Genomic DNA, 25287 nt, shown 5'->3' with positions numbered 1-25287 from the left:
AAGACGGCGCTCCAGCTCGGCCAGGCGCGCCCGATCGTGTGGCAGCCCCTGGACAGCCAGGCGGGCCAGATCCGCCCACTGGCTCATCAAGGGACGCATACCCTCAAAGCGCTCTGCGATACAGGTAGCTACCATCTCAAAGTCAGGTACGGACGCCAGATCTGCCATGCTCCTCGTCTCCTTCCTTCCTTGTTTGTTTGCTTGCTTGCTTGCTGTTGGCCCTCTCTCACTCGACCAGGCCGAGGCTGCGGCTGCTCAGCTCTACCGGCGTTGAGCAGCACGCTCCGTCCGTCCAATTGCTTTGTGGTGGGATGAAAAAAGCCGCTCGACCGGCTCAGCTGTTTGTGAGCATGTCGTATGCTGCTAGGCTTTGCTATTCTGCTCTCTCGAACGACGAAAGCCCTCCCTCCCAGGATAGGAACGGGCGCGAGCGCCGCAATCAAAGCACGGTTTCACCTCGCGTCTCGCTGCCCTTCCTTAGTGCTCTGGCCAGGGCTGAGCCTGGGCAGATCCACGGCTCCACCTGTGGTACAATGCATATCAGCAGATAGCAACAGGGGAGCGCGACGCACCGACGGCAAGGCGAGTTCCAGCCAGCCAGGCCAGAGGAGCGCTAGCTTGCTGCCTGGCAGCTGGGCGCCGCGCACGTCATAGCTTTCTCTGTATACCATACCCTGTTGCTGGAAAGCAATGATGGCGCGAAAGGACTCTAGCATGGAACAGGCAAAGCCACACGATGGAGGAGAGACAACGCCGCCCGCTCAGCCAGGAGGCCGCCTTGAGCAGGTAAGAGCGACGGATGAACGCCCGGCAACCTATCTGCCAATCGAAGACTATGCGGTCATCGGCGATCTCCATACGGTGGCCCTGGTCGGTAAAAACGGCTCGATCGACTGGTGCTGCATCCCTCGCTTTGATTCTCCCAGCGTCTTTGGCGCCTTGCTCGATGCGCGTAAAGGCGGCTTCTTTCGCATTGCCCCGCCTCCACATGATCACGTCCACATGGGGCAGAAGCAGCTCTATATTCCCGAGACCAATATTCTGCTGACGCGCTTCCTCACGATCGATGGCGTAGGGGAAGTCACCGACTTCATGCCGGTGAAACTGCCCGGCAGTGCTGAACATCAGCATCATCTTTATCGTGCCGTGACCGTGGTGCGTGGCTCCCTCAAATTCAATCTGGTCTGTCGTCCCGCCTTCAACTATGCGCGCGACGGACACGTCGTTCACCTCTCGCCCGAGGGGGCGGTTTTCCACAGCGATGGGCTGTCCCTGGGGCTGGCCAGCACGGTACCGCTGAGCGAGGATGGAGAAGGCGGAGTACGCGCTGAGTTTACCCTGCATGCGGGTCAATCGGCCTACTTCCTGCTAGAGAGCGCCAGGCGCGGCGACCTTGGCCCTCAGCATGTTTCCTCCCGCCGCTATCACGAAGCCTTTCAGCGCACGCTCAGCTTCTGGCGGCGCTGGCTCTCCCAGTGCCAGTACCAGGGACGCTGGCGCGAGATGGTCCAGCGCTCGGCCCTCGTCCTCAAGCTGCTCACCTATGCCCCCACTGGGGCTATTGTGGCCGCCCCCACAACCAGCCTCCCCGAGACGATCGGTGGGGCCCGCAACTGGGACTATCGCTATACCTGGCTACGCGACGCCGCTTTCACCCTCTATAGCCTGCTGACCCTGGGCTTCACCCAGGAAGCCGAGGCTTTCATGCAGTGGCTTGACGCACGCTGCCACGAGCTGAAAGAGAACGGCTCGCTCCAGCCCATGTACGGCGTCAACGGCGAGCAGGAGCTGATTGAGTACACCCTGGATCACCTGGAGGGCTATCGCCAGAGCCGCCCCGTGCGCATCGGCAACGCCGCCTACAAGCAGCAGCAGCTCGATGTCTATGGCGAGCTGATGGATGCCATCTACATTTTCAATCGCTATAGCACGATCTCGTACGACCTCTGGGAGAATCTCCGCCGCCTGCTGGAGTGGCTGCAACATCACTGGGACGACCCCGATGAAGGCATCTGGGAGGTACGCGGTGGCCCCCAGCACTTTGTCCATTCCCGCGTCATGAGCTGGGTCGCCTTTGATCGAGCCTTGCGCCTGGCGCGTCACCGAGGCTGGCCAGCGCCGATGGTCGAGTGGATGGAGACCAGTGCTCGCATTTATGAGCAGATTATGCACAAAGGATGGAGCGAGCGCAAACAGAGCTTTGTCCAGTATTACGGAAGCGAGGCGGTTGATGCCAGCTCCCTGCTCATGGCCATCGTCAAGTTCACAGGGCCGAACGAGCCGCGCATGCTCAAGACCATCGACCGCATTCAGCGCGAGCTGGCCAGCGACTCTCTCGTGCACCGCTACGATCCCGGACGGGCTGCCGACGATGGTCTCGGGAGCCAGGAAGGCACCTTCAGTCCCTGCAGCTTCTGGCTGGCCGAAGTCCTGGCGCGCTGCGGGCGACTCGACGAGGCGCGCCTGCTCTTGGAGAAGATGCTCACCTATAGCAACCATGTTGGTCTCTATGCCGAAGAAGTCGGGCTGTGTGGCGAAGCCCTGGGGAACTTCCCCCAGGCTTTCACCCATCTCTCACTCATCACGGCCTGCACCAACATCGACGCCGCCCTCAATCGGGTCCAGGGAAGGCTCAGCACTGAGCGGCTGTCGCTACCGCCCGAGCGTCCCTGGAGCCTGACCTGAAGCAATCAGGCCGCTCTGGGGCTTGTCTGGCCAGATGGGTCGGGGCTGGAGCGAGGAGGGGCATAAAAGACCCTCCCTCTCGTGTTTTCACAAGTGAACTTGTCGCGTTCCTTCCTACGGTCAGGGGGATAAGTTTGTCAGAAGCGGAGTACATATCGTCTATGGCCAAGGTCTACGACGCAATCATCATCGGCTCGGGGCCGGCGGGTTACACAGCGGCCATTTACGCGGCTCGCGCCAATCTCTCGGTCCTGGTCTTTCAAGGCTATCAAGTCGGTGGGCAATTGATGCTCACCAGCGAGGTCGAGAACTACCCCGGCTTTGAAGAAGGTATTCTGGGGCCGACCCTGATGGAGAAGATGGAGCAGCAGGCGAGGCGCTTCGGTGCTGAGATGCTGCCTGAAGACGTTACCGCCGTCGACTTCAGTCGCCGCCCCTTTGTGATCACCGGAGACTCGGGCAGCTACCTGGCCCGGGCCGTCATTATCGCCACCGGTGCCAGCGCCAAGTGGCTGGGACTGCCAAGCGAGCAGCGTCTGCAGGGACGCGGTGTCAGCGCCTGCGCCACCTGCGATGGCTTCTTCTTTAGGGGCAAAGAGGTGGCCGTGGTCGGCGGAGGCGACACGGCGATGGAGGAGGCTCTCTTCCTCACGCGCTACGCCAGCCATGTGACCGTCATCCACCGTCGCGACACCCTGCGCGCCAGCAAGATCATGCAGGAGCGCGCCTTTAAAAATCCCAAGATCAGCTTTATCTGGAATAGCGAAGTGATCGAAGTCCTCGGCGAGGATGCGGTGACCGGCCTGCGCCTGCGCAATGTCAAGACGGGCGAAGAGCAGACGCTGGCCGTCGAGGGGCTGTTTCTCGCCATCGGCCACCAGCCGAACACCAGCCTCTTCCGCGGCCTGTTGCAGATGGACGAAGCGGGCTACATCATTCCCGTCGAGCATACCATGACCAATATACCGGGTGTCTTTGCCGCCGGCGATGTGACCGATCACCGCTATCGCCAGGCGGTCACCGCTGCCGGCGACGGCTGTCGAGCGGCTATCGATCTGGAGCGCTGGCTGGAGAGCCAGGCCCACGAGGAGGCGCTCCGGCAGGAAGCCCTGACCTCCGGCGAGCATTCAGATCAGTGATCAGGCAGGCGGTATGCCCGTCTAAAGAGCTGACGGCTGCTCTCCTGGGCCTGCCTGGCACCGCGTCAGTAAACCGACTCCGGCGGCTTCAGATCTGTGGGGTAAGCGAGCGAGAAAGGACAGATTCCGGTGAAGCAAAAGCAGCGTCGCAGCCAGCAGTCCGCGCTCTACAGCCAGGCGCTCTTCGAGACCGCCCACGACGCGGAGGCCGGGGAGAGGAGTTCGGCAGAGAAGGCTGCCGACCAGACTGCACAGCGCCTGCGGGTTCAGGAGATCACGCGGCGGCTGGTCGAGCACTATGGTGAACCGGCGTGGTCCAGCAAGGACCCACTCAGCCAGCTCGTTGATGTGCTGCTCTCGCATCGCACGCGCGACGAGCAAACCGCCGCCGCCTATGCGCGTCTGCGCCAGCGCTTCGGGAGCTGGGAGGCTGTACGCGATGCCCCTACGGCAGCCGTAGAAGAGGCCATTGCAGTCGTCAACTGGCCAGAAATCAAGGCGCCGCGCCTGCAAACCATACTGCGCCAGATCACTGCTGAGCGCGGCGCCCTCAATCTCGATTTCCTCTGTACCTTGCCTGTTGATGAAGGTCTGGCCTGGCTCAGTCGCTTCGAAGGCGTCGGCCCCAAGACTGCCGCCTGTGTCCTCCTCTTTAGCTGCCGTCTGCCCGTCCTCCCCGTCGACACCCATGTCCATCGTATTGCCATCCGCCTGGGCCTCATCTCCCCTCGGCTCACTCCCGAGCAGGCCCAGCCCGTGCTGCAGGCGCTGCTGCCCAACGACGCCCGCACCATCTACAACTTCCACAAAGGTCTCGTCTGGCATGGCCAGCGCTGCTGCTACTTTCAGCGACCGCGCTGTGAGCGCTGTTTTCTCCGCGATCTCTGCACCTATTATGCAGCGCAGCAGAGGCAGCAAACGACAGGGGAGGGCAAAGGAGGCGCAGTCTAAGCGGTGGAGGAGTTGCTGGCCCGTGACTGGGGAGAGCGTCATTTCCCCCACGCAAACCCGGGCGACCAGAGCGGTCGCCCGGCGTAGGGTTGCTCACCTGAGAGTCGCGAGTGGCGAACTAGCTGCCGCTCCGCGCGGGAGCATGGTTCAAGACGGGGTAGCCCTCGCTCACATACTCGCTGGGATCGGGCTGGATCTCGTCCAGATGGTACGAGTTCTTGGCATCGGTATTGATACCAGGCCAGCGAGCGCCGTAGAGATAGTGACCGGTCTGAGCTGGCGAGAGTGGCAGCTTGCCGAACTGCGGGATACCGCGCACCCGCGGCACATCCGGCTCGGGCGGCTCGATGTAGAGATCCTCGGGCACCCGATTGTACCCCATGCGCTGCAGATCCGCCTCGCTCAGATTCAGCTGCACCACACCATCGTCGCTCAGGGATTTCACCGCCTGACGCGGCACATAGTAGACCTTGGGGAAGAGATGCCCACGCTCAACCAACAGATAGGTCGGGAAGCGGGCCTGAATGGTTCCGAGCCAGCTGCCGCGGGCATCGACCACGTCCAAGCCCAGCTTGAAAGGCGAGCGATCGCGCGCCTCAGCGGGCGCGGGCACATAGATGGGCGGCAGGGACTTGAAGGGGTCCTCCAATCCCCAGCCGATCATGAAGGCTATCGCAAAAACGCCTGCCACCAGCGCCAGCCCGAGCGCGAGCAGAGGGGCGCTGTTCAATAAGAGCAGCATGAAGAAGACCGCGGCCACCGCCACAGACAGCAATAGCGGCCAGTAGCTCGGCCCGGGCATATGGATGTGCTCTTCCCCCTCTTCACCCTCAACGTCGAGCAGGGTCGCGTGAATTTCGTCGGCAATCGAGCCGGCAGTCTGAGGAGACCTGTCCATACAGCTCCTGTTCCTCGCTTCAGATGGCACTCACCGGACAACGGGAACCAGTGTGCCCCGCGTTGCCGTCAATGAGTGAAGCTTGCTTCCTGAATAGCCTGGATAGAAAGAAAGAAAGAAGGAACTCCCCTTACCAAATACCATAGCACATAAGCGCAAGCGCGAAGCCCGTCGCTCGCCCTTAAGTATAGCACATCTGGTCAGGGATGGATAGCGCACCGGACTGGCGGGCGAGCAGATAAGCACGCTGCCGCTTCAGGCATGGAGAAGCAGGCGTGGGCCCGTACGCTGCCACGCACGCCCGAAAGGGCCTCGCCCCCAGCCGGCTTGCTTGATTTTGGGAGCTGGCTAGGGTAAGCTTACTGATAGGTGATTCACCTTTCATATTTTGGTAATGAAGGAGGCCACCACAGACATGCCCACCTCAGTCCTCTTACCTGGCATCAGCCAGAGGCGCTGCAACACAGAGCGTCTGGAGATCGCCTATCTGGAAGCAGGGAGCGAAGGGCCGGCGCTCATTCTTGTGCATGGTAACTGCTCCTCATCGCTCTTCTTCCAGGACTTCATGCTGGCCCTGGCGGCCCTGGGCTATCATGTTTACGCGCCCGACATGCGGGGCTATGGTGACAGCCAGGTTTTGCCGATCGACGCCACGCGTGGCGTGCGCGACCTCTCAGACGACCTGGCCAGTTTCGCGGAAGCCCTGGGACTGAGCGGCTTCCACCTGCTTGGCTGGTCGCTCGGTGGCAATGTGGCCATGCAGTATGCCATCGACTACCCTGGCCGGCTGCGCGGTCTCATTCTAGAGGCCACCGGTTCACCCTTTGGCTTTGGAGGAACGCGCGACGCTGACGGGCGCCCGGTCTGGCCAGACTTCGCCGGCAGCGGCGGAGGGACTGCCAACGCTGAGTTCGTGCAGCGCCTCGCCGCCGGTGATCGCAGTGCCGAGCAAGGCTCGCCGCGGGCCGTCATGAACAACTTCTACTTCAAGCCGCCGTTCCGCGTGGCCCCCGAGCGTGAAGAGATCTACGTCAGCGGCATTCTCTCCACGCGCACCGGGCCTGGCAACTATCCGGGCGACTCTGTTCCTTCGCCGAACTGGCCCTATGTCGCCCCGGGCCGCCAGGGAGTCAACAATGCCCTCTCCCCTGCCTATCTCAATCAAGCGGCTCTCGTTGATCTCAGCCCCAAGCCGCCCATTCTCTGGATTCATGGCGCTGACGATCAGATCGTCTCAGACACCTCCTTCTTCGACTTAGGCTATCTTGGGCAACTTGGGATCGTCCCCGGTTGGCCGGGGGCCGAGCAGTATCCGCCCCAGCCCATGAAGACCCAGATCCGGTGGCTCCTGGAGCGCTATCGTCAACAAGGGGGGGTCTATCACGAACTCCAGCTAGCCAACTGTGGGCACTCCCCGCACATCGAGCAGCCGCAACAGGTTCTGGAGGCCATGCGCGATTTCATCGCTGCCCACGTCTAACCAGGGCCAGAGGAAATGAGGGAGGGAGCGGCGCGCCCTCTGGCGGCTCCGTGCTGGGCGGCCTGGCGGTGCCAGGTGCTACGCAGCGACGCGAGCCAGCCAGATCCCTGGTCCTCCCTCCTAGCCGATCAGCTCCTCCATCTGCGTGAGGTGCGTCTCGAACAGGCGCAGCGCCTGGCGCACCGGCTCCGGCGTTGTCATATCGACCCCGGCCCGTCGCAGCAGCTCGATGCTATAGTCCGAGGAACCGGAGCGCAGGAACTGCAGGTAGCGCTCAACCGCCGGCGCCCCCTGCTCCAGAATCTGCTGAGCCAGCGCGCAGGCTGCCGAGATGCCGGTTGCGTACTGATAGACGTAGAAGTTGTAATAAAAGTGAGGAATACGGGCCCACTCGATATCGATCAAGTCATCGATGACCACCTCGGCCCCATAGTACTTCTCATTGAGGCGGTGGTAGAGCCGGCTCAGCGTATCCGCCGTCAGTGGCTCGCCCTGCTCGGCCAGCTGGTGAATCTGATGCTCGAACTCGGCAAACATCGTCTGGCGGTAGAGCGTCCCGCGGAAGTCCTCCAGCGAATGATTAAGAATCGCCAGTCGCTCCTCGCGGTTCTCCGTCGTCTTGAGCAAGTACTCTGTGAGCAGCGTCTCATTCAACGTTGAAGCCACCTCAGCCACGAAGATCGTGTAGTCCCCGTAGACGAAAGGCTGGTGGCGGCGCGTGTAGTACGAGTGCAGCGAGTGCCCCAGCTCGTGCGCCAGGGTGTACATGCTATCGCGGTTGCCCTGGAAGTTGAGCAGGATGAAGGGGCGTGTCCGATAGGCTCCGCCGCTGTAGGCTCCGCCACGCTTGCCGGGCGTCTCGAAGACGTCGATCCAGCGCTCACTGAAGGCTTGCTTGAGCACGCTGACGTACTCTTCTCCCAGAGGAGCGAGGGCGGTAGTGATCGTATCGCGTGCCTGCTCATAGGAGATCTCCTGCAGCGTCTCCTTAACGATCGGCACATAGAGATCGTACATATGCAGCTCATCGAGCTGGAGCATGCGCTTGCGCAAGCGCAGATAGCGATGCAGCAGCGGCAACTCCTCATTGACCGTCTCGATAAGCATATCGTAGACGCTCTCAGGAATGTTGTAGCGAGCCAGGGCCCGCTCGCGGCCCGAGCGATAGCCACGCTGCCGCGTGTAGAACATATCCGTCTTGATATGGCCGGCCAGGGTGGCGGCGATCGTATTGCGCTGCTTGAGGAAAGTTCCGTGTAGCGCCTCAAACGCCTCCTTACGCACGCGCCGATCCGTGCTGCGGATAAAGACCAGGTAGTTTCCCTTGGTCAGTTCCACCTCCTCGCCCTGCTCATTGCGGATCGTCGGCAGGTGCAGATCGGCATTATCGATCATCGTGAAGATGGCGTCGGGCGTCTCGGCCATCTCACCGGCGGCGGCCAGCACCGCCTCCACCTCGGCGGAACGAATATGCGGGCGCTGGCGATTGAGGTCGTGCAGTTGATGCTCATAGAGCGACAGACCGGGAGTTTCCTGCAGGTAGCGCTCCAGCTTCTCCTGGGGCACCGTCAGAATCTCCGGCTCGATAAAGGAGATCGCCGTGGACGCGCGCACGTAGAGCTGAAGGGCGCGATCGTACATTCCCTGGTAGTGGCTGTTGCTGGTATCCTCATCCTTGCGCATTGAGGCGTAGACCAGCAGCGTCTCCAGCCGCTCGAAGAACTCATCGCGTCGGCGCAGCACGGTCAGCAGGGCCTCGCCACTCTGGGCCAGCGTTCCCTTGAGGGCCTCCAGGCCCGGCAGCAGCCCCTGTAGCTCCTGATACTCGCGCTCCCAGGCCTCATCAGTTGCAAAGATGCTCTCCAAATCCCACGTATACTCTTTTGGAATATCGCTTCGTTTCTTCCAGGTTTGCAGCATCTCGCCTCCTCAAAAAGCAACCATAAACTCAAGAAAGTGTTCTCATTGTAACAGAAAATTGGCACACACGCGTAGTGGCGAGCGTGAGGGCAGAACAGAACTGGACCGGGCCAAAGCACCAGGGGAGCGAAGGCGAGCCAGGCCAGACCCTGGTAGTGTATGGAAGACTGAGCCAGGCATCTGGCAGAGAGAAAGAAGGGGGCACCCTGGCGCTCCGGGTCGAGGGGGCCCAGGGTGCGGACACGAGGGCAGAATAGCAAAGCAGGGAGCGCGCTCCTGCCGGCCAGATCCAGACTTGCCGACTGCAGAAGAAGCCGGCTGCCGACCTGCTCGCCCTTCGCTGGCAGGGCGGGACAGAGCAGGCCAGCGTGACGGCGCCTGCCGGGTAAAGGGAGGCTACCAGCCGAGGGCTAAGCCATCGCAGCGTGGATCTGCGGCGCCCTGGAGCACATGGCTATCGGGTGTAAGCAGAATAGCCTGAGCATGGCCCATATCGTCTTCCCACGGTCCCCAGATTGTCACCCGGTGGCCCAGCACCTCCAGTCCCAGCGCTACCGCATTGGGAAAACGCTGCTCCAGGGCCACCACCTCGCTCGCCGCATGCTCTTCCACCGGGTGAGCGCCCTGCTGTCCCTGCAGCAGCTGCCGGCGTCCGCCCTGCTGCAGCAAAAGGCCGCTGCGCCAGCGCGGCGCATTGAGCGCCTGCTGGATATTCAGGCCGAAGTCGATCACTGCCGTCAGCAGCTGCACGTGGATTTGCGGCTGGGCATCCGCTCCCATTGTTCCCAGCACCAGGAACGGCTCGCCGTCGCGCAGCACCAGAGCCGGTGTCAGCGTATGCATCGTGCGCTTGCCTGGCTGCAGATAGTTCACATGGCGCGGGTTGAGAGAGAAATAGGCGCCGCGATTGTGCAGCAGCACGCCGCTCTCGCCGGCCACGATCCCACTGCCCCAGCTATAGAAAAGGCTCTGGATCAGCGAGACTGCGTTGCCCTCACGATCAACCACACACAGATACATCGTATCGCCGTCGCGCTCGGGTTCGCTCTCGACCTCGACATGGAAGGAGGCCCGCTCTGGATTGATGCGCGCCCGCAGCTGCTCCGCGTACGCCTTGCTCAGCAGGCGCTCCACCGGAATCTCCACAAAGGCCGGATCAGAGATATAGCGATCGCGATCGGCAAAGGCCAGTTTCTTGGCCTCGATCATCAGATGCAGCGTCTCGGGACTTTGATAGCCGAGCGCCTTCAGATCATAACCCTCCAGAATATTGAGCATCTCCAGGACCGTCAGGCCCTGCGAATTGGGAGGAAACTCAAAGACCTCGTAGCCGCGATAGGTCGTTGACAGAGGCGTTACCCAATCCGAATGATGGGCCTGGAGATCCTCCAGGCTCAGCACCCCGCCGCAGCGCTGCACATAGTCAACAATCGTACGCGCCAGAGGCCCACGATAGAAAGCCTCGCGACCCTCGCGTGCGAGCAGACGGTACGTACGGGCCAGGTCGGGCTGGCGCAAGATATCGCCGCAGCCTGGGGGACGGCCCCCCGGTAGAAAGACGCGAGCTGTCGCTTCCCAGCGCTGCAGCACCGTCTTGGCAGCACGCTCCAGCCAGCCGGCCAGCTTGGGCGAGACCGGAATGCCCTCCTCGGCGTAAGCGATCGCTGGGGCAAAGACCTCTTCGACCGGCAGCCGGCCAAAGCGCTCCAGGGCCTCGAACCAGCCATCGACCGCCCCCGGAACCGTAATCGAGAGTGGGCCGATCGCCGGAATCTCGCGCAGCGAGTGGGCAGCGAAATACTCGGGAGCCAGAGCACGCGGCGCTCGCCCGCTGCCGTTCAGCGCATGCAGCCGGCGGTTCCGCGCCTCCCAGATCAACATAAAGACGTCGCCTCCTGCTGAGCAGGTTGATGGGTAGACGACTGTCATCGCTGCATTAGCTGCAACTGCAGCATCGACGGCATTCCCTCCGCGCTCCAGCACCTGCAAACCAGCCCGAGTAGCCAGGTAATGAGCGCAGGAGACCATTGCATGTGAGCCAAAGATGGGTTGGTCGGAGAGCATGACAGGAGATCGCCTTTCGCACCGAGCGCCTTCGTCAACCTCAACCGGCAGAAGCTCTACGCTGGCCAGTCAGCCAGCCAGCATGGTTGGCGAGGCAAGCTTATCCTCACTTCACGCACGAACGCACGAACGCACGAACGCAGGCTGGATAAAGTACCAGGCGACTGATCCAGGAACTCTGGTCAGCGCCTTGTCCGCTACCCATTATAGCATAGCGCGACGGAGGAGAGCAGGCTCGCGTTGAGAGCGGAGGAAGGGAAAGGACTGCGACTTGACGGAGCGGCCCTGTCCCGTTATCATGAGCCTGCTGAAGAGCGCCATCTTAATCCAGGAGGCTACCGTGTCATCCACAGCAGTTCTTGCTGCCCTTGCCGCCCAGCCACTCTTCACCGTAACTCTGGCTCACTTAATTTATTTCGTCATCGCTGTGCTTCTTGGAATTGTAGCAGAAACAATCATCGGCTGGCGTCTCCCCTATGGCATTCTGGGGGCCGTCCTCTGTGCCTTTATTGGCATCCTCATCGCCGTTCTGCTACCTTTTCACGTCGGCAGCGAAGTGGTCATTTTCGGCGAGCCGATAGCCCTCACCCAGGCCATCATCGGCGGGGCGGTCCTGCTCACCATTTGGCATCTGGCGACCTACCGTCACTGGCGTCATCGCCATCGCTATTATCGTGGCTATCGCTACCGTGAGTATGGCGAGCGACGCGACTGAAAGGGCGGGGTAGTCCAGGCAGGCGTACCTGAAGCCCCGCCCTGAGATAGGAGCGACTGAGCGAGATGGGAAGGCCGCGGGGAAGCTGCCGGATCAGATAGTCGGTTGGCTCTGTTCGGCGGAGCCACCCGGCTCAGGATCTGTGCCTGACGCTGATCCCTCTGGGGTCATTGCTGGGGGATCACCAGCCGCCAGATTGAAACTAAGCGTGGGAGCGCTCTGGCCCGCCGGGGTCGGCGTGGGCGATTGCGCGGAGGCGGGCGTTGGTCCCGGCTGGTGGCCGTTGCGAGCAGCAGAAGTGCTCGACCGTTGAAGAAGCTGAGCTTCGGCCAGCTCGCGCACGCGCTGCACATGATTCTTATGGCAGATCAGAGTCTTATCCTCAAGGGCTACCACGATCACATCCTCCAGGCCGACCGTATAGATCTCCCGCTGCGTCGTATTGTAGACAAAGACATTCTGGCTGCCGAGAGCAAAGTGGTGGCCGACGCCGCGCAGGCCATTGCCATCGGCATTGTAGAGCGCTCCGTACTGCTCCCAGTTCCCCACATCGCTCCAGCCAATATCGACCGGGATAACCACCAGCCTATCGGTTTTCTCCAGCACGCCGTAGTCGATGGAAATAGAGATCAACGAAGGCCAGAGTTCTTCTAACACCTTCCGCTCAGTGGAGGTGCCCATTGCCTCCACGATGCGCGTCATCTGCTCCGCCAGAGCTGGCAGGTGGGTGCGGACCTCTGCCAGGATCGTGGCGGCCTGCCAGATAAACATACCGCTGTTCCAGACATAATGCCCATCCTGGAGATAGCGCTGCGCAGTCGCCAGATCAGGCTTTTCGACGAACTGCTCCACGCTGAACGCCTGGTGGCCATAGCCGTCGGCCACCGGGGAAGCGAAGCGGATATATCCGTAGCCGGTGGCTGGCTCGGTGGGTCGGATGCCCCACGTTACCAGGTAACCGCGTTGAGCAAGCTGGTAGCCGAAGCGCAGCGCCCGCTGGAATGGCTCCAGCTTTGTGATCACATGATCAGCGGGAAAGACCGCCATCACGGCCCGAGGGGAGCGGCGGGCCAGCAAGGAGGCTGCCCAGGTAATGGCGGGGGCCGTATTGCGCCCGACAGGCTCCTCCAGAATCTGCCCGGGAAGCACTTCTGGCAGGTGCTGGCGCACCAGCTCGCTGAAAGCTCGTCCAGTGACCACCCAGACCCGTTCTGGGGGCACCAGGGTAGTCACCCGCGCCAGCGTCTCTTGAATCATGCTGCGGCCTCCCGGGAGAGGCAGAAATTGCTTGGGGAACTCGGGGGTACTCAGCGGCCAGAGTCGTGTCCCGCTGCCGCCCGCCAGGATGACAGCGTGTAAGTCTTCCATCTATCTACCTCGATTGGTCAGAATGGTGCCCGTGCACAATGGTTTTGCCGCTGCAAGCGACAAAAAAGCAAGAGGCGAGAGAGCTAGCTTGTTTACCACCCAGCCACCTCTCACCGCTGCCATGTGCTTGCTCGCTGAGGGAGATGTCCTATCATAGCAACAGAACGAGTACGCTCTCAAGAAAGGCACGACTCACCGGGGACAATTCTACCACGAGAGCCTGCCGGGTCGGAGAGAGAAGAAGCTTCCCCCATTTGGGGGAAGCCTCCGCTATTGCTCAGTTCAAGGGCTTGACTTGTCTGCCCAACCTGTTATTCTCTAAAAGAAGCCGCACGAGAACGACGGCAGGACTGTCAGGAAGAAACAGTATGTGATCCACGAAAAAGAGGAATAGCACCTGGATGGCAGAAGAAAGCAACAAGCAAAGTCCTTATTATGGCTGGCAGTATGATCAGGAGCAACTTGGGGCAGGGGCCGCAGGGAAGTCAGGCGCGAATCTGCCACCTGTCTCGCTCCCGCCGCAGCAGCCAGTCTATCCTCCCCAGGTGCCTTCTGGTGGCAGGGTAGGGTCCCAGTCGGGGAGCTTATATCAGGAGCAGCATCTGCCAGATATGGGCGGCTCGCTGGGCTATGGGCAGGGGATGGAGTATCTCTACGCCAATGTGCCGCAGCCATCGCAGCCGTTGCCGGCTTTGCGCCAGGCGCGTTTACAGCAGTTGCGCGAGGAGCGTCTGCGTCGGCAGCAGCGTCGTGTGCAGCAGCCGGATCTGAGCGATTTGATTCAGCGCAAGGTTTTCAGGCGTCGCATGGGCGATCTGGCGCCTCTCTCCCCGTCGGCGCTGAGTGGTCAGGCTGGTGAGGTCGGTGGTGGTCTGAGTCAGGGGCAGGCTCAGGCTCAGCTCCAGATGCAGGAGCAGCCGCTGGCCAGACCAGCGGCCTCAGCCTCAGTGGCGCCTGCTGCCGCTGCGCCTTCGCCTTCGGCCCCCGCCTTGCAGCCTGCTTCGGAGCCGGCTCAGGATACCGCGATGATCCGGCGAGTGCAGGTGCGCAACGCGGCCTTCATTCTCACCGGCGCCTTCGTGGCCAGTCGTGTCCTGGGGCTGCTGCGCTCCTCGATGTTCGCCGCGGTCTTTGGGACCGACCCAACCTCCGGCGCCTTCTATCAGGCTTTTCTCTTGCCTGATACGATCTTTAATATTGTGGCCGGCGGAGCCCTCAGCTCGGCCTTCATTCCCGTCTTTACGCGCTACATGGTCAGCGATCGCGACGAGAAGACGGCCTGGCATGTCGCCAATACGGCTCTGACGCTGGCCACGGCCATTATGCTAATCATTGCTCTGATCGGCTTCATCTTCGCCAATCAGATTGTGCCGCTGTATAATCCCAATGTCAGCCCGGGCGAGCTGAGCCTGATCATCGCGCTGACGCGTATTATGCTCTTCCAGGCGGTAATTCTTGGCAGTGGGGTCATTGTCAGCGCCGTCCTGAACGCGCAGCAGCACTTTACACTCTACGCCTTGGGAACTGTGCTCTATAACGTTGGGCTGATCGCTGGCCTGCTGCCGGGAATGTTTCTGGCGCTGATCGGTCATCGCAATTCGATGGTGGCCGTCTACTGCGCCAGTGCCGGAGTAGTCCTGGGGGCCTTGCTCCAGGTCGGTATCCAGATTCCGGGGCTGCCGCGCGTAGGCATGCGTTTCCGCCCCTCCTTTGACTGGCGCCATCCTGGCGTTCGTCAAATCGGGCGTCAGATGATTCCGCGCATTATCAATGCCGCCATGCTCTCAACGACGACCTTTGTCGACCGCGCCCTGATCCTGCTGCTGGGAACGCTGGTAGCCGCTGGCTCGCTTGGGCAGCAGACGCTCCTTGGCTTTATCACTGCCTACTACTACGGGTTTTCGCTGATGCTGCTACCGCTGGGCATCTTCGGTATGGCTATTTCCACGGCGGCCTTCCCGACGATCGCCGAGTATGTGGCGCGCGGACGCCTGGAGCGGGCGCGCAGCATCGTGATGGAGACCTTGCGCGGCATCCTCTTCTTGTCGATTCCTTCCAGCCTGGGCTTGATTGTGCTGGCCCTGCCCATTATTCAGACGCTCTATCAGCACGGTGCCTTTGGCCTGGAGAGCGCCGAAATTACGGCTATCCCTTTGTCGATGTTCGCCATTGGTCTGGCCGGCCAGGCTGCTGTCGAGATTCTGACGCGCTCGTTCTATGCCCTGCGCGATAGTACGACGCCGGTAATTGTCAGTGTTGGTCAGTTTATCTTTAAGATTGCCCTGGGTCTCTTGTTGATCAACGCATTCGCCCGCCTGTGGGGCGCGCCCTGGGGCATGGGGGCCCTGGCTCTCTCAACCTCGGTGGCCGGTCTGCTGGAGGCCACGGTCCTCCTCTGCCTGATCCATCAGCGCATCGGCGGACTGATTACCCGTGATCTGGGAGCTTTCTTGAGTCGGGTGCTGGTGGCGACGGGAGCGATGGGCCTGGCGGTCTTCCTGGTCCGCCTGCTGCTGGATTTCCTGCTGAATACAACTGATCCAACGCGCCCAATGATTACGCATGGGGGCTTGCTTCAGGTCCTGGTGGCTCTGGTGAAACTGCTCATCGAAATGGCCGTCGGCATCGTGATCTATCTGCGGGCGGCGCGCCTGCTGAAGATCGATGGGCAGATCGAACTGCTTGGCCCTGTGCGGCGCTTGCTGGCGCGCTTCAAGCTATCCTGGATCTAGTTGATCTGCCAGCTTGCTCCCGGTTCACCCCGCTGACTACCTGCGCCCAGGCTGGGGCTGGTGCGTTCACCTGCCTCGTTAGGGCTGGCCGGGTGATCAGCAAGAGGAGGCGTGTAAGCTGATCAACTCAACTCGGCGCAAACGACGATAACGGGCCGGGGAACTCAGCTCATTTCGATAACGATTGACAGGACAGGGTATTACTGCGATGGTAAAGGAATTACGCCTTGCCCTGATTGGCTTCGGCACCGTTGGCCAGGGGCTGGCTGAGCTGCTGATGGAGAAGCGAGACTGGCTGCGAGCCGTCTATGGTCTGGATGCCCGTCTGGTGGCGGTGGCCACGGCTCGCTCCGGCTTCCTGGCCCGCGCTGAGGGCCTGGATGAGGCGGAGCTGCTGAGGATCGCGGCCAGCGGTCAGCCGCTGACAGCCTATGCAGCGGCGGGGGTGAAGCGTTGGCCAACGGTACGCGAGGGGTTGGCGGCCACCGGGGCCGATGTGCTGATTGAGGTAACGGGGACGAACCTGCGCGATGGGGAGCCAGGCTTAAGCCATATCCGCCAGGCGCTGGAGCAGGGCATCCATGTGATTACAGCCAATAAGGGGCCGGTGGCCCTGGCGGCCCACGAGTTGCTGGCTTTAGCTGCGCGCAAAGGGGTCCAGCTGCGCATGGAGGCCACAGTCATGGCTGGTACACCAGTGCTGAGCACGCTCCGTGAGGGTCTGGCCGGCGCCCGTATTCGGGCCCTCTCGGGCATCCTCAATGGAACAACCAACTATATCTTGACGGCGATGAGTCAGGGACGCGACTACACTGAGGTGCTGGCTGAGGCCCAGCGTCTCGGCTACGCGGAGGCCGATCCCAGCGCGGACGTGGAAGGCTACGATGCCCTGGCCAAGACGTTGATTCTGGCAGCTCTGGTCTTCGGACTACCACTGCGGGCCGAACAGGTGCAACGACGCGGTATCACGGGAGTGACCCGGGAGGAGGTTCGCGCCGCGCAGGCCCAGGGGCGCCGCATCAAGCTGGTGGCCTCCTTGCGCCTGCGCGAGGGAGTGGAGGTCAGTGCCACCTCTCCCGCCGATCAGAGGCCGGCTCTACCTGTCGAGGCGCGAGTGGAACCAGTGGCCCTGCCATTGGAGCACCCCCTGGCGCGTGTTGATGGCGTCATGAATGCCCTCACTGTTGAGTGCGACACCCTTGACTCTGTCACAGTGATTGGCCCCGGGGCAGGTCGCCGCCAGACAGCCCAGGGCCTGCTGGCTGATCTGCTGGCCATCGCTCGAACGTAGCAGTCTGGCGGGCCGGGCCACTTGACCTGGGCATGGCCTGTCGTGGGGCGCCCCGTCTCCGCTCTCTAGCTGCCGGGCTGGTCCGCTTTAGGTGGGGACTTTGCTTGTGGCTCGGACCTGGCACCGGGCCGCGGCGGATCGGACTGGCCTGGCACCCGGAAGATGCATTCGAGCGAACCGAAGCGCAGCCGGTCGCCGTGTTGTAGTAGCTCGGCCTTGAGCGGCTTCAGCCGCAGACCGCCCAGCCAGGTTCCGTTATGGCTCTTTAAATCCTCAATATAGAAGAAGGTCTCTTCAAAGTGGATACGGGCGTGTTGACGCGAGACCACCATATTGGTGTCGAGGGGCGTCAGATCGATATCAGGATAGAGCTGGCGGCGCGGATCAGCCCGCCCGACCACAACATTGCGCCCCCTGATCGGCAGGTGCAGCGGACGTTCGCCCTTTTCAAAACAAAGATAGGCCAGCACATCCTTCTCGGCGCGCTCACTGTGAGGACCGGCCTCTGGCGAGGCTGGGGGACTGGCGGCCTCTCTTTGGGAAGCTTGAATCAAGGTTTGGGCCAGGGAGAGGTCGCTGGTCGTCTTTATCGCCGCGATCTCGCGAGTAGCGGAAGAGGGCTGCTGCTCAGCCGAGGCCAGCAGAGTGATCTCTCCGAAGGCTGGTACACGCTCGGGCGGGGGCGGCATCTGAATGCCGTTGAGCGCATTCAAGAAAGCCTGCACTGAGGCAAAGCGTTGGGCCGGCTGCTTGGCCAGAGCGTGCTCTAGGAGTGCCTGCACCACATTTGGCGTATTGTGGTGGTATAGCTCCAGGCTGGGGAGCGGAGCGTTCGTCTGCAGAAAGGCGGTTTCTGCAATAGTGCGCCCGGTGAAAGGCGGGCGACCGGTCACCAGCTCGAAGAGCAGCAAGCCGGCATGGTAGACGTCGCTCCAGGGGCCTGGAGGCAACCCCTGAATCTCCTCGGGCGCTAGATAGCGCGGATCAAAGAAAGCCATGTCGTCGGGCTGCTGGCTGGTTCCCAGACCGAGAGCGTTGACCAGCAGGCGCAGGCCGAGGTCGTCGATCTGCACATAGTCGCGGAACTCAATGACCTGCACCGTAATCAACGAAGGACGGAGATCGAGCCCCATAAAGCCCTGAGCTTCTAGGGCTTCAGCGCCCTTCAGGATCTGGCGCACGATCTGCAGCGCGCGCTGCAGATCGATGTGCTCATGGTCCATCAAGTGGCGCAGGCTTATCCCACGCGGAGGGTCGGTTACCAAATAGAGCCAAGACCCGTCGAGGCCCCAGGTATGCAGGGGCAGTACTGCCGGCGACTGCACCTGGCGACGCCGCTCCAGTTGCGCAAAGAGGCTCTGCAACTGTTGAGGAGCAGAGGCAGCGGTCGGCGGCGGTAGGGGAATTAGATGCAGGCCCACCACATCGTTCGTGTTGCGATTGTAGGCTGTACAACTGGTGACTGTGGAACCTGCCCGGGTGAAGACCTGCCCAATGCGATAGACGCCAGCGACCAGGCGAGAAAACTGCTGTGTCATCCCTTTATGTCCCTTCTGCTTTGCTCTTCCCTGCGGTAGCTCCTGCTCTCGCGCTATGCAGGCCGGGCTAACTGGCCTGAGAAATCGCGCTGCCTAGCCTTTTCTAGTCAGTCAGCGCTGGCGGAGGAGAGAGGCCATTGAGGATACGCTCTTATTCGTTGCTCTGCCTGTTTTTGCCTGGCTCGCCTGAAACTGCCTTGGTGGGAGGAGCAGCTCACGGAATGCTTCCCTGTGGCTGCTCCTCATGCCTCAGTAAACGGTGCTCTCTCTAGTTATAGAGATTTTTGTGGATGTAGTCAATAATGAGCTGCCAGTTATTGTTTGCCGGCAGCAGAATGTACTGTCCGTCCGCTGACTGTGAATCGACCAGCACATTCTGATTGCTCAGGCCAATGCGATGGGCCTGATTGAGATCCATCTTCAAGGAGAAGAGGCCGAGGTCAGTCAGGGACATATTCGTATAGATGGTCTTCTTCAGTGCGTCCATCGCGTCGAAGAGGTGAGGCCAGGTTGACCATTGCTTCACCTTGCTGATCACCGCTTTAATGATAATCATCTGGCGGGCGGAGCGAGCGAAATCGGTGCCCTCAGCGGGATTGTCCAGCGACTCGCGGGCACGGGCGTAGCGGATCGCCGTCTCGCCATCCATATGCTGCATTCCCTTCGAGAAATGCACCTTGATCCAGCTCGCATCGATATTGGGGTCATCGTTCTTTGGATAGAGGGCGGTAAACGAATCGGGGACGTAGACATCGATGCCGCCGATAGCGTTGATCAGCTCACGGAAGCCATCGAAGTCGATCGTCATCCAGTACTTGACATCGAGGCCAGTGATCAACGAGACCTTCTGAGCCGCGGCGTTGCCACCGGCCACGGGGTCCTTACCGTTGTTCGAGGCCACTTCGTAGACACTATTGATCTTGCCGTAGTGGCCAGAGCCGGAAGGAACCTGGACCCAGAGATCGCGCGGGATTGAGATGAGCGTCGTATGTTGAGTCGAGGGAATGAGGCTCATGAGCACCATCGAGTCCGTCAGGTAAGCGCCGGGATGGTCACCGCCGCCGAAACCCAGGACCAGCAGATTGAGGCGATCTGACGTGCTCATAAAGCCTGTTTGGGTGCTCAGCGGGGCCTGGGTTGAAATGGCCGAGCCAAAGGCCAGCACGCGCTGGAGCACGTAGACAGAGAAGCCCGCGAGCAGGACAACGACCAGCAGCAGAGAGACGCAGCCGATGGCGCAGCCGCGCCGGCGCAGGAACGAGCGGCGCGGGCGCAGAGTAGGAGTTGCGGTCGCTGGGTAACTCCCCGGGTAAGGCTCGGCCCCTGGCCGGCGCGGCGGAGTAGAGACTCCCCCGCGATAGGCTTGATAGCCCTGATAGCCCGGCGGTGGCTGACGCCTACCTTGCGTCTGGTTTCCAGCTGAGTTGTGAAAGCTACCTATGATCAACTTCCCCTGCCCGCCGCTGGCTGGAGGCGGGCCTGATGGGGGTACTGGCTCTGTCAGATCTTCGTGCGGATCATAGGGATAGTCCGGCATATTCTTTCCTTCTCAAGACTAGCGCTTCTGTAGTTACAGCACTGCCACCTTCCTCCTCCCAGCACTGCCTACCTACAGAGAAGCAGGCAAACCTCCTTTCTCTGATAGAAACGTAGCGATCGCCGGGAAGTTGCAAATCCTATTTGCGGGTCCAGTCCAGAATGGCTGTACGATCTTTCCCATAGCGGCTGGCGACGATCTCGGCCATAATCGCCAATGCCATCTCTTCGGGAGTTTTGGCCCCGATGTTCAGCCCGATTGGAGCATGGATACGGCTCAGCTGCTCGTCGGTCAGCCCTTGCTGCTTGAGGCGCTCATTGCGCTCCTGGCTGGTCTTGCGGCTACCGATGGCTCCGACGTAGCCGACCTGGCGCGAGAGAACCACCTTAAGGGATGGCTCATCGAACTTGGGGTCATGGGTCAAAATGGCGACCGCCGTTGAAGGATTGAGATCCATCCTGGCCAAAACCTCGTCGGGCCAGGCCACGATCAGCTCGTCGGCGTGGGGGAAACGCTCGCGTGTCGCAAAGGCGGCGCGAGCATCGATCACCACCACGCGGTAACCGAGCGTTCGCGCGAAGGTTGTCAAAGGGATAGCGATATGGCCAGCGCCGACAATAATCAAGCGCGGGGGAGGAGGAAAGCCTTCGATAAAGACCTCGAAGGTCTGTTCACCCAAGGTATAGAGCCGCGTGCCTGGCTCGCCGATCCAGATCGCCTGCTCGGCATCTTCGACGACGCGCGCCTCCAACTCCGGCAGGCCGAAGGAGCCATGAAAGCTCTTATTGGGAAAGACCAGGAGCTTTGCACCGATCCCCTGGCCGGAAGAGGAGCGTACCAGGGTTGCCAGGGCCACACCGCGCTCCTGCGCCAGTTGCTGTTTTAGTTCCTCGTAGAGAGCACTCATCAGAGACCATCTCCTGCGCTGGCGGAGCGGGAGAGGCCTTCTTTCGCCTCACTCCCGCTCGCTAAGCTGCCCACTACCAGTCGAGGCGCTCGACAAAGACATGGATCGTCCCGCCGCAGGCGAGGCCGATCTGTTCGAAGTTCTCCTCCTCGCTGATGCCAAACTCCAGCATTTGGGGCTTGCCGTCCTTGATCACCTGCAGGGCTGTTTCAATCACCGCCGGCTCCACGCAGCCACCGCTGACGGAGCCGCTGATCTCCCCCTTCTCGCTGACGGCCAGCTTGGCCCCAGGCCGGCGGGGAGCCGAACCGGCCACCGAGACAACCGTGGCCACGGCCACGCGCTCGCCGCGTGCCCGCCAGCGCTCAACGTCCGGCAGAATATCGCGCATAGGGAATACCTCCGCAAAAAGGCTCGACAGCATCCAATATGGCGCCCGCGCTGCTCGTGCCGCGCTTCTCCGAGCGAGCGAACTGCTGCTGAGGGGAGTGCGTTCTGCTCAGGAAGTGAGGCGGTTCCAGGCTTTGACCGCCTCGCGGCGGGCCGTGGGCGTGCGCAGAGGGCGCCGATCATCAATCCGCTCAAGCAGCTTGCCCAGCTTGATCAGGCTATCGAGGTTATGGGCTGGCAGGAAGTCGTCGATATAGGGTAGAGCCGTCTTCATGCCGATCGTCAGCGGGCGATAGTCAGGCGAGCCGAGCAAAGGATTGAGCCAGATCAGGCGATGGCAGCTGTGCTGCAGGCGGTCCATCTCGGCGCGCAGCAAGTTAGCATCGCCGCGGTCCCAGCCGTCGCTAATGATCAGCACCACCGCGCCGCGACCCAGAACACGCCTGGCCCACTGCTGGTTGAAAGTATGCAGTGCCTCGCCGATGCGTGTACCGCCCGACCAGTCCTGGACCGTACGCGAGACCTCGCGTACGGCGTCATCGACGTCACGCCGCTTCAGCTGACGTGTGATGCGCGTCAGGCGCGTGCCGAAGACGAAGGCTTCGACGTTCAGCAGCCCATTTGAGATCGTGTGGATGAAGTGCAGCAGCAAGCGTGAGTAGAGGCTCATTGAGCCACTGACGTCGCAGATAATCACCAGAGGGCGCGGCTTCTGCTTGTTCTCGCGCCAGGTCAGCTCCAGCAGCTCCGCCCCGTACTTCAGATTGCGTCGCACAATGCGGCGCATATCGGGATAATCGCCCTTGCGCACTGGGCGCTTGCGACGCGTCGGGCGCAGGCCCAGGTTCCAGCGCATCTCGGCCATCAGGCGCTTGGCCTCCTGAACCTCCTCCCAGGTGAACGATTCGAAGTCCTTCTTACGCAGCAGCTCCAGGGCGCTGTAGGCCGTACCCTGGGGAGGGGCCTGCTCATCCTCATGCTCGCCGGCCTCCTCGTCCGACAGGCGCCTCCGCTCGCTCTCCCGCTCGCCTACGCGCAGCTCGCGCTGCTGATTGTCGGCGTTCAGATGCTCGGCCAGCCGCTTCCGCTCCGAGGGCGGCAGGCGGATCTGGCGGTCATCGCGCCGGGTCGAACCGGGGTCGGGCGGGCGATTCTGGCGATCGCGGGTCAGCCAGTAGTAATTGAATAGCTGATCGAAGAGCAGCTCCTGCTCGTGCCGATTCAGGAGCGAGCATTTCAGAGTATAGTAGAAATCGCCTGGATTCGTAATATCGATTTCATCGAGCGTCTCAGCCAGATCGAGTAGTTGCTGCGGGCCGACCTCGATCCCCGACTCCCAGAGTAGGTGGCCGAACTCGGTCAGGCGGTAGAGCAAGCGCTCGCCGCGTTCCAGCTCGCGGGGGGAGAGTGGGGACGTCAGGGCAGCCGCAGCGCTGGAGGCAGCTACGGGCTGGCGGAGGCCGTCCTGCCCAGGTTCGATCGAGAAGGGGGACTGACCCATCCTTTCCCAGGCGAAGGGCAAGGGATCGTCAAGGCGCTCGAAGTTGTGGGCATCCATAGGCACCTGCGATCACGAGCTGACGCTGCGCGCCTTCTCAATCAGCTTGCCGAGGTTATTGCTCCCACCCACCTTGAGCACATCGTCCTGATACTTCAGCAGAGCGCCGAGCGTATCACGCACCGTTCCCTCGAGCAGTTCCAGCTGATTGAGCGCCAGCAGCGAAGCGATCCAATCTAGCGTTTCAGCGACGCCGGGGGCCTTAAACAGATCGAGCGCGCGCAGTTCGCGCACGAAGGCGCAGACCTGCTTTGCCAGGCGCTCGGGTGCCTCCGGCATGCGCGTTAGCACAATCGAATATTCCTTCTCCAGCGTTGGATAGTCGATCCAATAGTAGAGACACCGCCGCCGCAGCGCATCGTGAATCTCACGCGTGCGGTTCGAAGTGATCACCACAATCGGCGGCTCTTTGGCCGCGATCGTACCGATCTCCGGAATAGTGATCTGGAAATCCGAGAGCAGCTCCAACAAGTAGGCTTCAAACTCCTCATCGCTGCGGTCCAGCTCGTCGATGAGGAGGACCGGGGCCTTGGCGTTGGCGGGATCGATCGCCTGGAGCAGGGGGCGCTTAATCAAGAAGTCGGGGCCGAAGATCTCCTTCAGCTCCTCCTGGCGTGTGGTCCCACTGGCCTCCATCAGGCGGATGTAGAGCATCTGGCGCGTATAGTTCCACTCATAGACCGCTGTGCTGATATCGATCCCTTCATAGCACTGCAGGCGGATCAGGCGCGTCTCCAGCAGATCGGCCAGGACTTTGGCCACCTCGGTTTTGCCGACGCCCGGCTCGCCTTCGAGCAGCAGCGGCTTGCGGCGTTTGAGGGCCAGGAACACCGCTGTCGCCAGACTGCGATCAGCAACATAGCGTCGGGCAAACATTGCCCGTTGCACATCCTCGATCGACGAAAAGGGAAGAGCCAGTGACTGCTGTTCCTGGTTCAACGAGAGCCTCCCATAAGCAAACGATCAGCCTCTGATGCCGCCTATGGAGCCGTGCAGACAGGCAGGCGCGCGGCGTGACCGACGGGCGGGCAACTGATCAGAGGGCACCGCTGTTCACCGGCCTGGCATAGGCTAACGCAGCATGGCGAACAGTACATAGCGAACGGTATGCCAGTGAACAGGCAGGCGCCGGGTCGCTGTTGCGGTACATTTTATTGTACGTTGCGAGGGGAGGCAGCGTCAAGGAAGAGCCTTGGCAGCAAGCTGGCTTTGGCTGACCAGCTTGCTGAGAAGCGTGGCAAGACCCTTGCTTCGTCGCAAGAGTTAGGAGGGCGATGCCAAAGGAGTATAGCTGAAGTCCGCAAACGTGGCGCTGACCTCATGCTTTGAGTCAGGTGTCCCATTGTAGACCAGCAAAGCCAGCGAGTCGGTGCGCTGATACAGGCTGTCGAAGATCTTTGTGGTAAGTGAGGAAGAAGTGGGAAGAGCAGTATCGTTCCTCCGGGTGTCCTCCAGCGGCTTTTGGTTCCTCCTCTCAGCCACATCTGCTATAATGGGGCTGATCGAAGGCGAAAAATTCGTCGATTCCCGGCGTTCCCCGGGCAAAAGCACCCACGGAGGAGATGATAGGATGTTCTGCTCTCAATGTGGCACAGCTGCTGCGGCTGGGACCCGTTTCTGCACCTGGTGCGGTGCGCCGCTGGAACAGGCCAGCGCCGAGATACTGGAGATAGAGAGGACGCCGCCAGCTCCAGGCCCGGCGCTAGCTGAACGGCGGGTGAAAGGCCGTAGGCCGCAGCCGCGCCGGGGAAGCCGATGGCAAGATCCCTATCGCGAGCGCATTCAGCAGCTGCGTCTCCAGCTGCGTGCGCTGAAGCTTGATCTGAGGCAGTTGAACGCCTACCTTGCCAATGTGCGCACACAGTACTACATGAGCGCTGCCTTTGTGCCTCGGGGTCTGCTACGCTGGGGATATAAGGCTATCGAAGATTTCCGTTTAATGCAGCCGCAGCAGCAAAAACAGATCCTTCAGCAGAAGATCTTTGAGCTTGAGCGTGAGCTGCTCCAATTGCAGCAGGAGCAGGCTGCCTGGCGGGCCAGTCAGGCCGACAGGTGGGAGAGGGAAGAAGAAAGTGGAAGCAGCTTCCAGTGAGAAGCCGCTGAGAAGCCGCTGA

General features: G+C 61.5%; 18 protein-coding genes. 8 read left to right on the top strand and 10 right to left on the bottom strand.

Features of this window, described 5'->3' with window-relative positions:
• Positions 1–714 precede the first annotated feature (714 nt).
• From IRZ31_RS09350 to nth, 3 genes are all read left to right on the top strand, one after another.
• Complete coding sequence (locus IRZ31_RS09350; protein WP_297152747.1) at positions 715–2685, top strand: glycoside hydrolase family 15 protein; 1971 nt, start codon at positions 715–717, stop codon at positions 2683–2685.
• 161 nt (positions 2686–2846) lie between these two features.
• Entirely contained in the window at positions 2847–3824 is a 978-nt protein-coding gene (gene trxB, locus IRZ31_RS09345; RefSeq protein ID WP_297152745.1) for a thioredoxin-disulfide reductase, read from the top strand.
• Between the two features lie 129 nt (positions 3825–3953).
• On the top strand, positions 3954–4775 hold the full coding sequence (gene nth, locus IRZ31_RS09340; protein WP_297152743.1) for an endonuclease III: 822 nt from the start codon (positions 3954–3956) through the stop codon (positions 4773–4775).
• 118 nt (positions 4776–4893) lie between these two features.
• Here the strand turns inward: nth and IRZ31_RS09335 are convergent, their stop codons facing one another.
• Positions 4894–5673: a hypothetical protein gene (locus IRZ31_RS09335; protein ID WP_297152741.1), complete on the bottom strand. Its 780-nt coding sequence runs from the start codon at positions 5671–5673 to the stop codon at positions 4894–4896.
• Positions 5674–6088: 415 nt separating this feature from the next.
• On the opposite strand from IRZ31_RS09335, the gene IRZ31_RS09330 reads away from it, so the two are divergent.
• Positions 6089–7153: an alpha/beta hydrolase gene (locus IRZ31_RS09330; protein ID WP_297152738.1), complete on the top strand. Its 1065-nt coding sequence runs from the start codon at positions 6089–6091 to the stop codon at positions 7151–7153.
• Positions 7154–7273: 120 nt separating this feature from the next.
• On the opposite strand, the gene pepF is transcribed toward IRZ31_RS09330, so the two are convergent.
• Positions 7274–9073 (bottom strand): oligoendopeptidase F, encoded by a 1800-nt coding sequence (pepF, locus tag IRZ31_RS09325; protein ID WP_297152736.1) that lies wholly within the window; start codon positions 9071–9073, stop codon positions 7274–7276.
• Between the two features lie 396 nt (positions 9074–9469).
• A complete protein-coding gene (gene ggt, locus IRZ31_RS09320) occupies positions 9470–11137 on the bottom strand; it encodes a gamma-glutamyltransferase (protein ID WP_297152734.1) in 1668 nt (555 codons plus the stop codon).
• Between the two features lie 340 nt (positions 11138–11477).
• Between ggt and IRZ31_RS09315 the strand changes: the two genes are divergently transcribed.
• Entirely contained in the window at positions 11478–11852 is a 375-nt protein-coding gene (locus IRZ31_RS09315) for a hypothetical protein (RefSeq protein WP_297152732.1), read from the top strand.
• Between the two features lie 93 nt (positions 11853–11945).
• Here the strand turns inward: IRZ31_RS09315 and IRZ31_RS09310 are convergent, their stop codons facing one another.
• Entirely contained in the window at positions 11946–13220 is a 1275-nt protein-coding gene (locus IRZ31_RS09310) for a sugar phosphate nucleotidyltransferase (protein WP_297152730.1), read from the bottom strand.
• Between the two features lie 401 nt (positions 13221–13621).
• Here IRZ31_RS09310 and murJ point away from each other — a divergent pair, with 401 nt between their 5' ends.
• A complete protein-coding gene (gene murJ, locus IRZ31_RS09305; RefSeq protein ID WP_297152728.1) occupies positions 13622–15952 on the top strand; it encodes a murein biosynthesis integral membrane protein MurJ in 2331 nt (776 codons plus the stop codon).
• A 208-nt stretch (positions 15953–16160) separates the two neighbouring features.
• Positions 16161–17243 carry a homoserine dehydrogenase gene (locus IRZ31_RS09300; RefSeq protein ID WP_297152726.1) on the top strand — a complete coding sequence of 361 codons (1083 nt, stop codon included), beginning with the start codon at positions 16161–16163 and terminating at the stop codon, positions 17241–17243.
• Between the two features lie 65 nt (positions 17244–17308).
• Here IRZ31_RS09300 and IRZ31_RS09295 read toward each other — a convergent pair whose 3' ends face one another.
• The 6 genes from IRZ31_RS09295 to IRZ31_RS09270 form a co-directional block, all read right to left on the bottom strand.
• Positions 17309–18781: an FHA domain-containing protein gene (locus IRZ31_RS09295; RefSeq protein ID WP_297152723.1), complete on the bottom strand. Its 1473-nt coding sequence runs from the start codon at positions 18779–18781 to the stop codon at positions 17309–17311.
• A gap of 268 nt (positions 18782–19049) precedes the next feature.
• Positions 19050–20318, bottom strand: coding sequence for an LCP family protein (locus IRZ31_RS09290; RefSeq protein ID WP_297152721.1), 1269 nt, complete (start codon positions 20316–20318; stop codon positions 19050–19052).
• Positions 20319–20457: 139 nt separating this feature from the next.
• The gene (locus tag IRZ31_RS09285) at positions 20458–21225 is read right to left on the bottom strand and encodes an XdhC/CoxI family protein (protein ID WP_297152719.1); all 768 of its coding nucleotides are present in this window, start codon (positions 21223–21225) and stop codon (positions 20458–20460) included.
• Between the two features lie 73 nt (positions 21226–21298).
• Entirely contained in the window at positions 21299–21616 is a 318-nt protein-coding gene (locus IRZ31_RS09280) for an XdhC family protein (RefSeq protein WP_052889841.1), read from the bottom strand.
• Between the two features lie 108 nt (positions 21617–21724).
• On the bottom strand, positions 21725–23173 hold the full coding sequence (locus IRZ31_RS09275; RefSeq protein WP_297152716.1) for a VWA domain-containing protein: 1449 nt from the start codon (positions 23171–23173) through the stop codon (positions 21725–21727).
• 12 nt (positions 23174–23185) lie between these two features.
• Entirely contained in the window at positions 23186–24049 is an 864-nt protein-coding gene (locus IRZ31_RS09270) for a MoxR family ATPase (RefSeq protein WP_112433179.1), read from the bottom strand.
• A gap of 694 nt (positions 24050–24743) precedes the next feature.
• Here IRZ31_RS09270 and IRZ31_RS09265 point away from each other — a divergent pair.
• A complete protein-coding gene (locus IRZ31_RS09265; RefSeq protein WP_297152712.1) occupies positions 24744–25265 on the top strand; it encodes a zinc ribbon domain-containing protein in 522 nt (173 codons plus the stop codon).
• Positions 25266–25287: the final 22 nt, after the last annotated feature.

The organism is Thermogemmatispora sp., assembly GCF_019683635.1.
Classification (GTDB): Bacteria; Chloroflexota; Ktedonobacteria; order Ktedonobacterales; family Ktedonobacteraceae; genus Thermogemmatispora.
The sequence above is the reverse complement of the archived record's forward strand: the minus strand, read 5'-3'. Positions and strand labels throughout refer to the sequence as shown.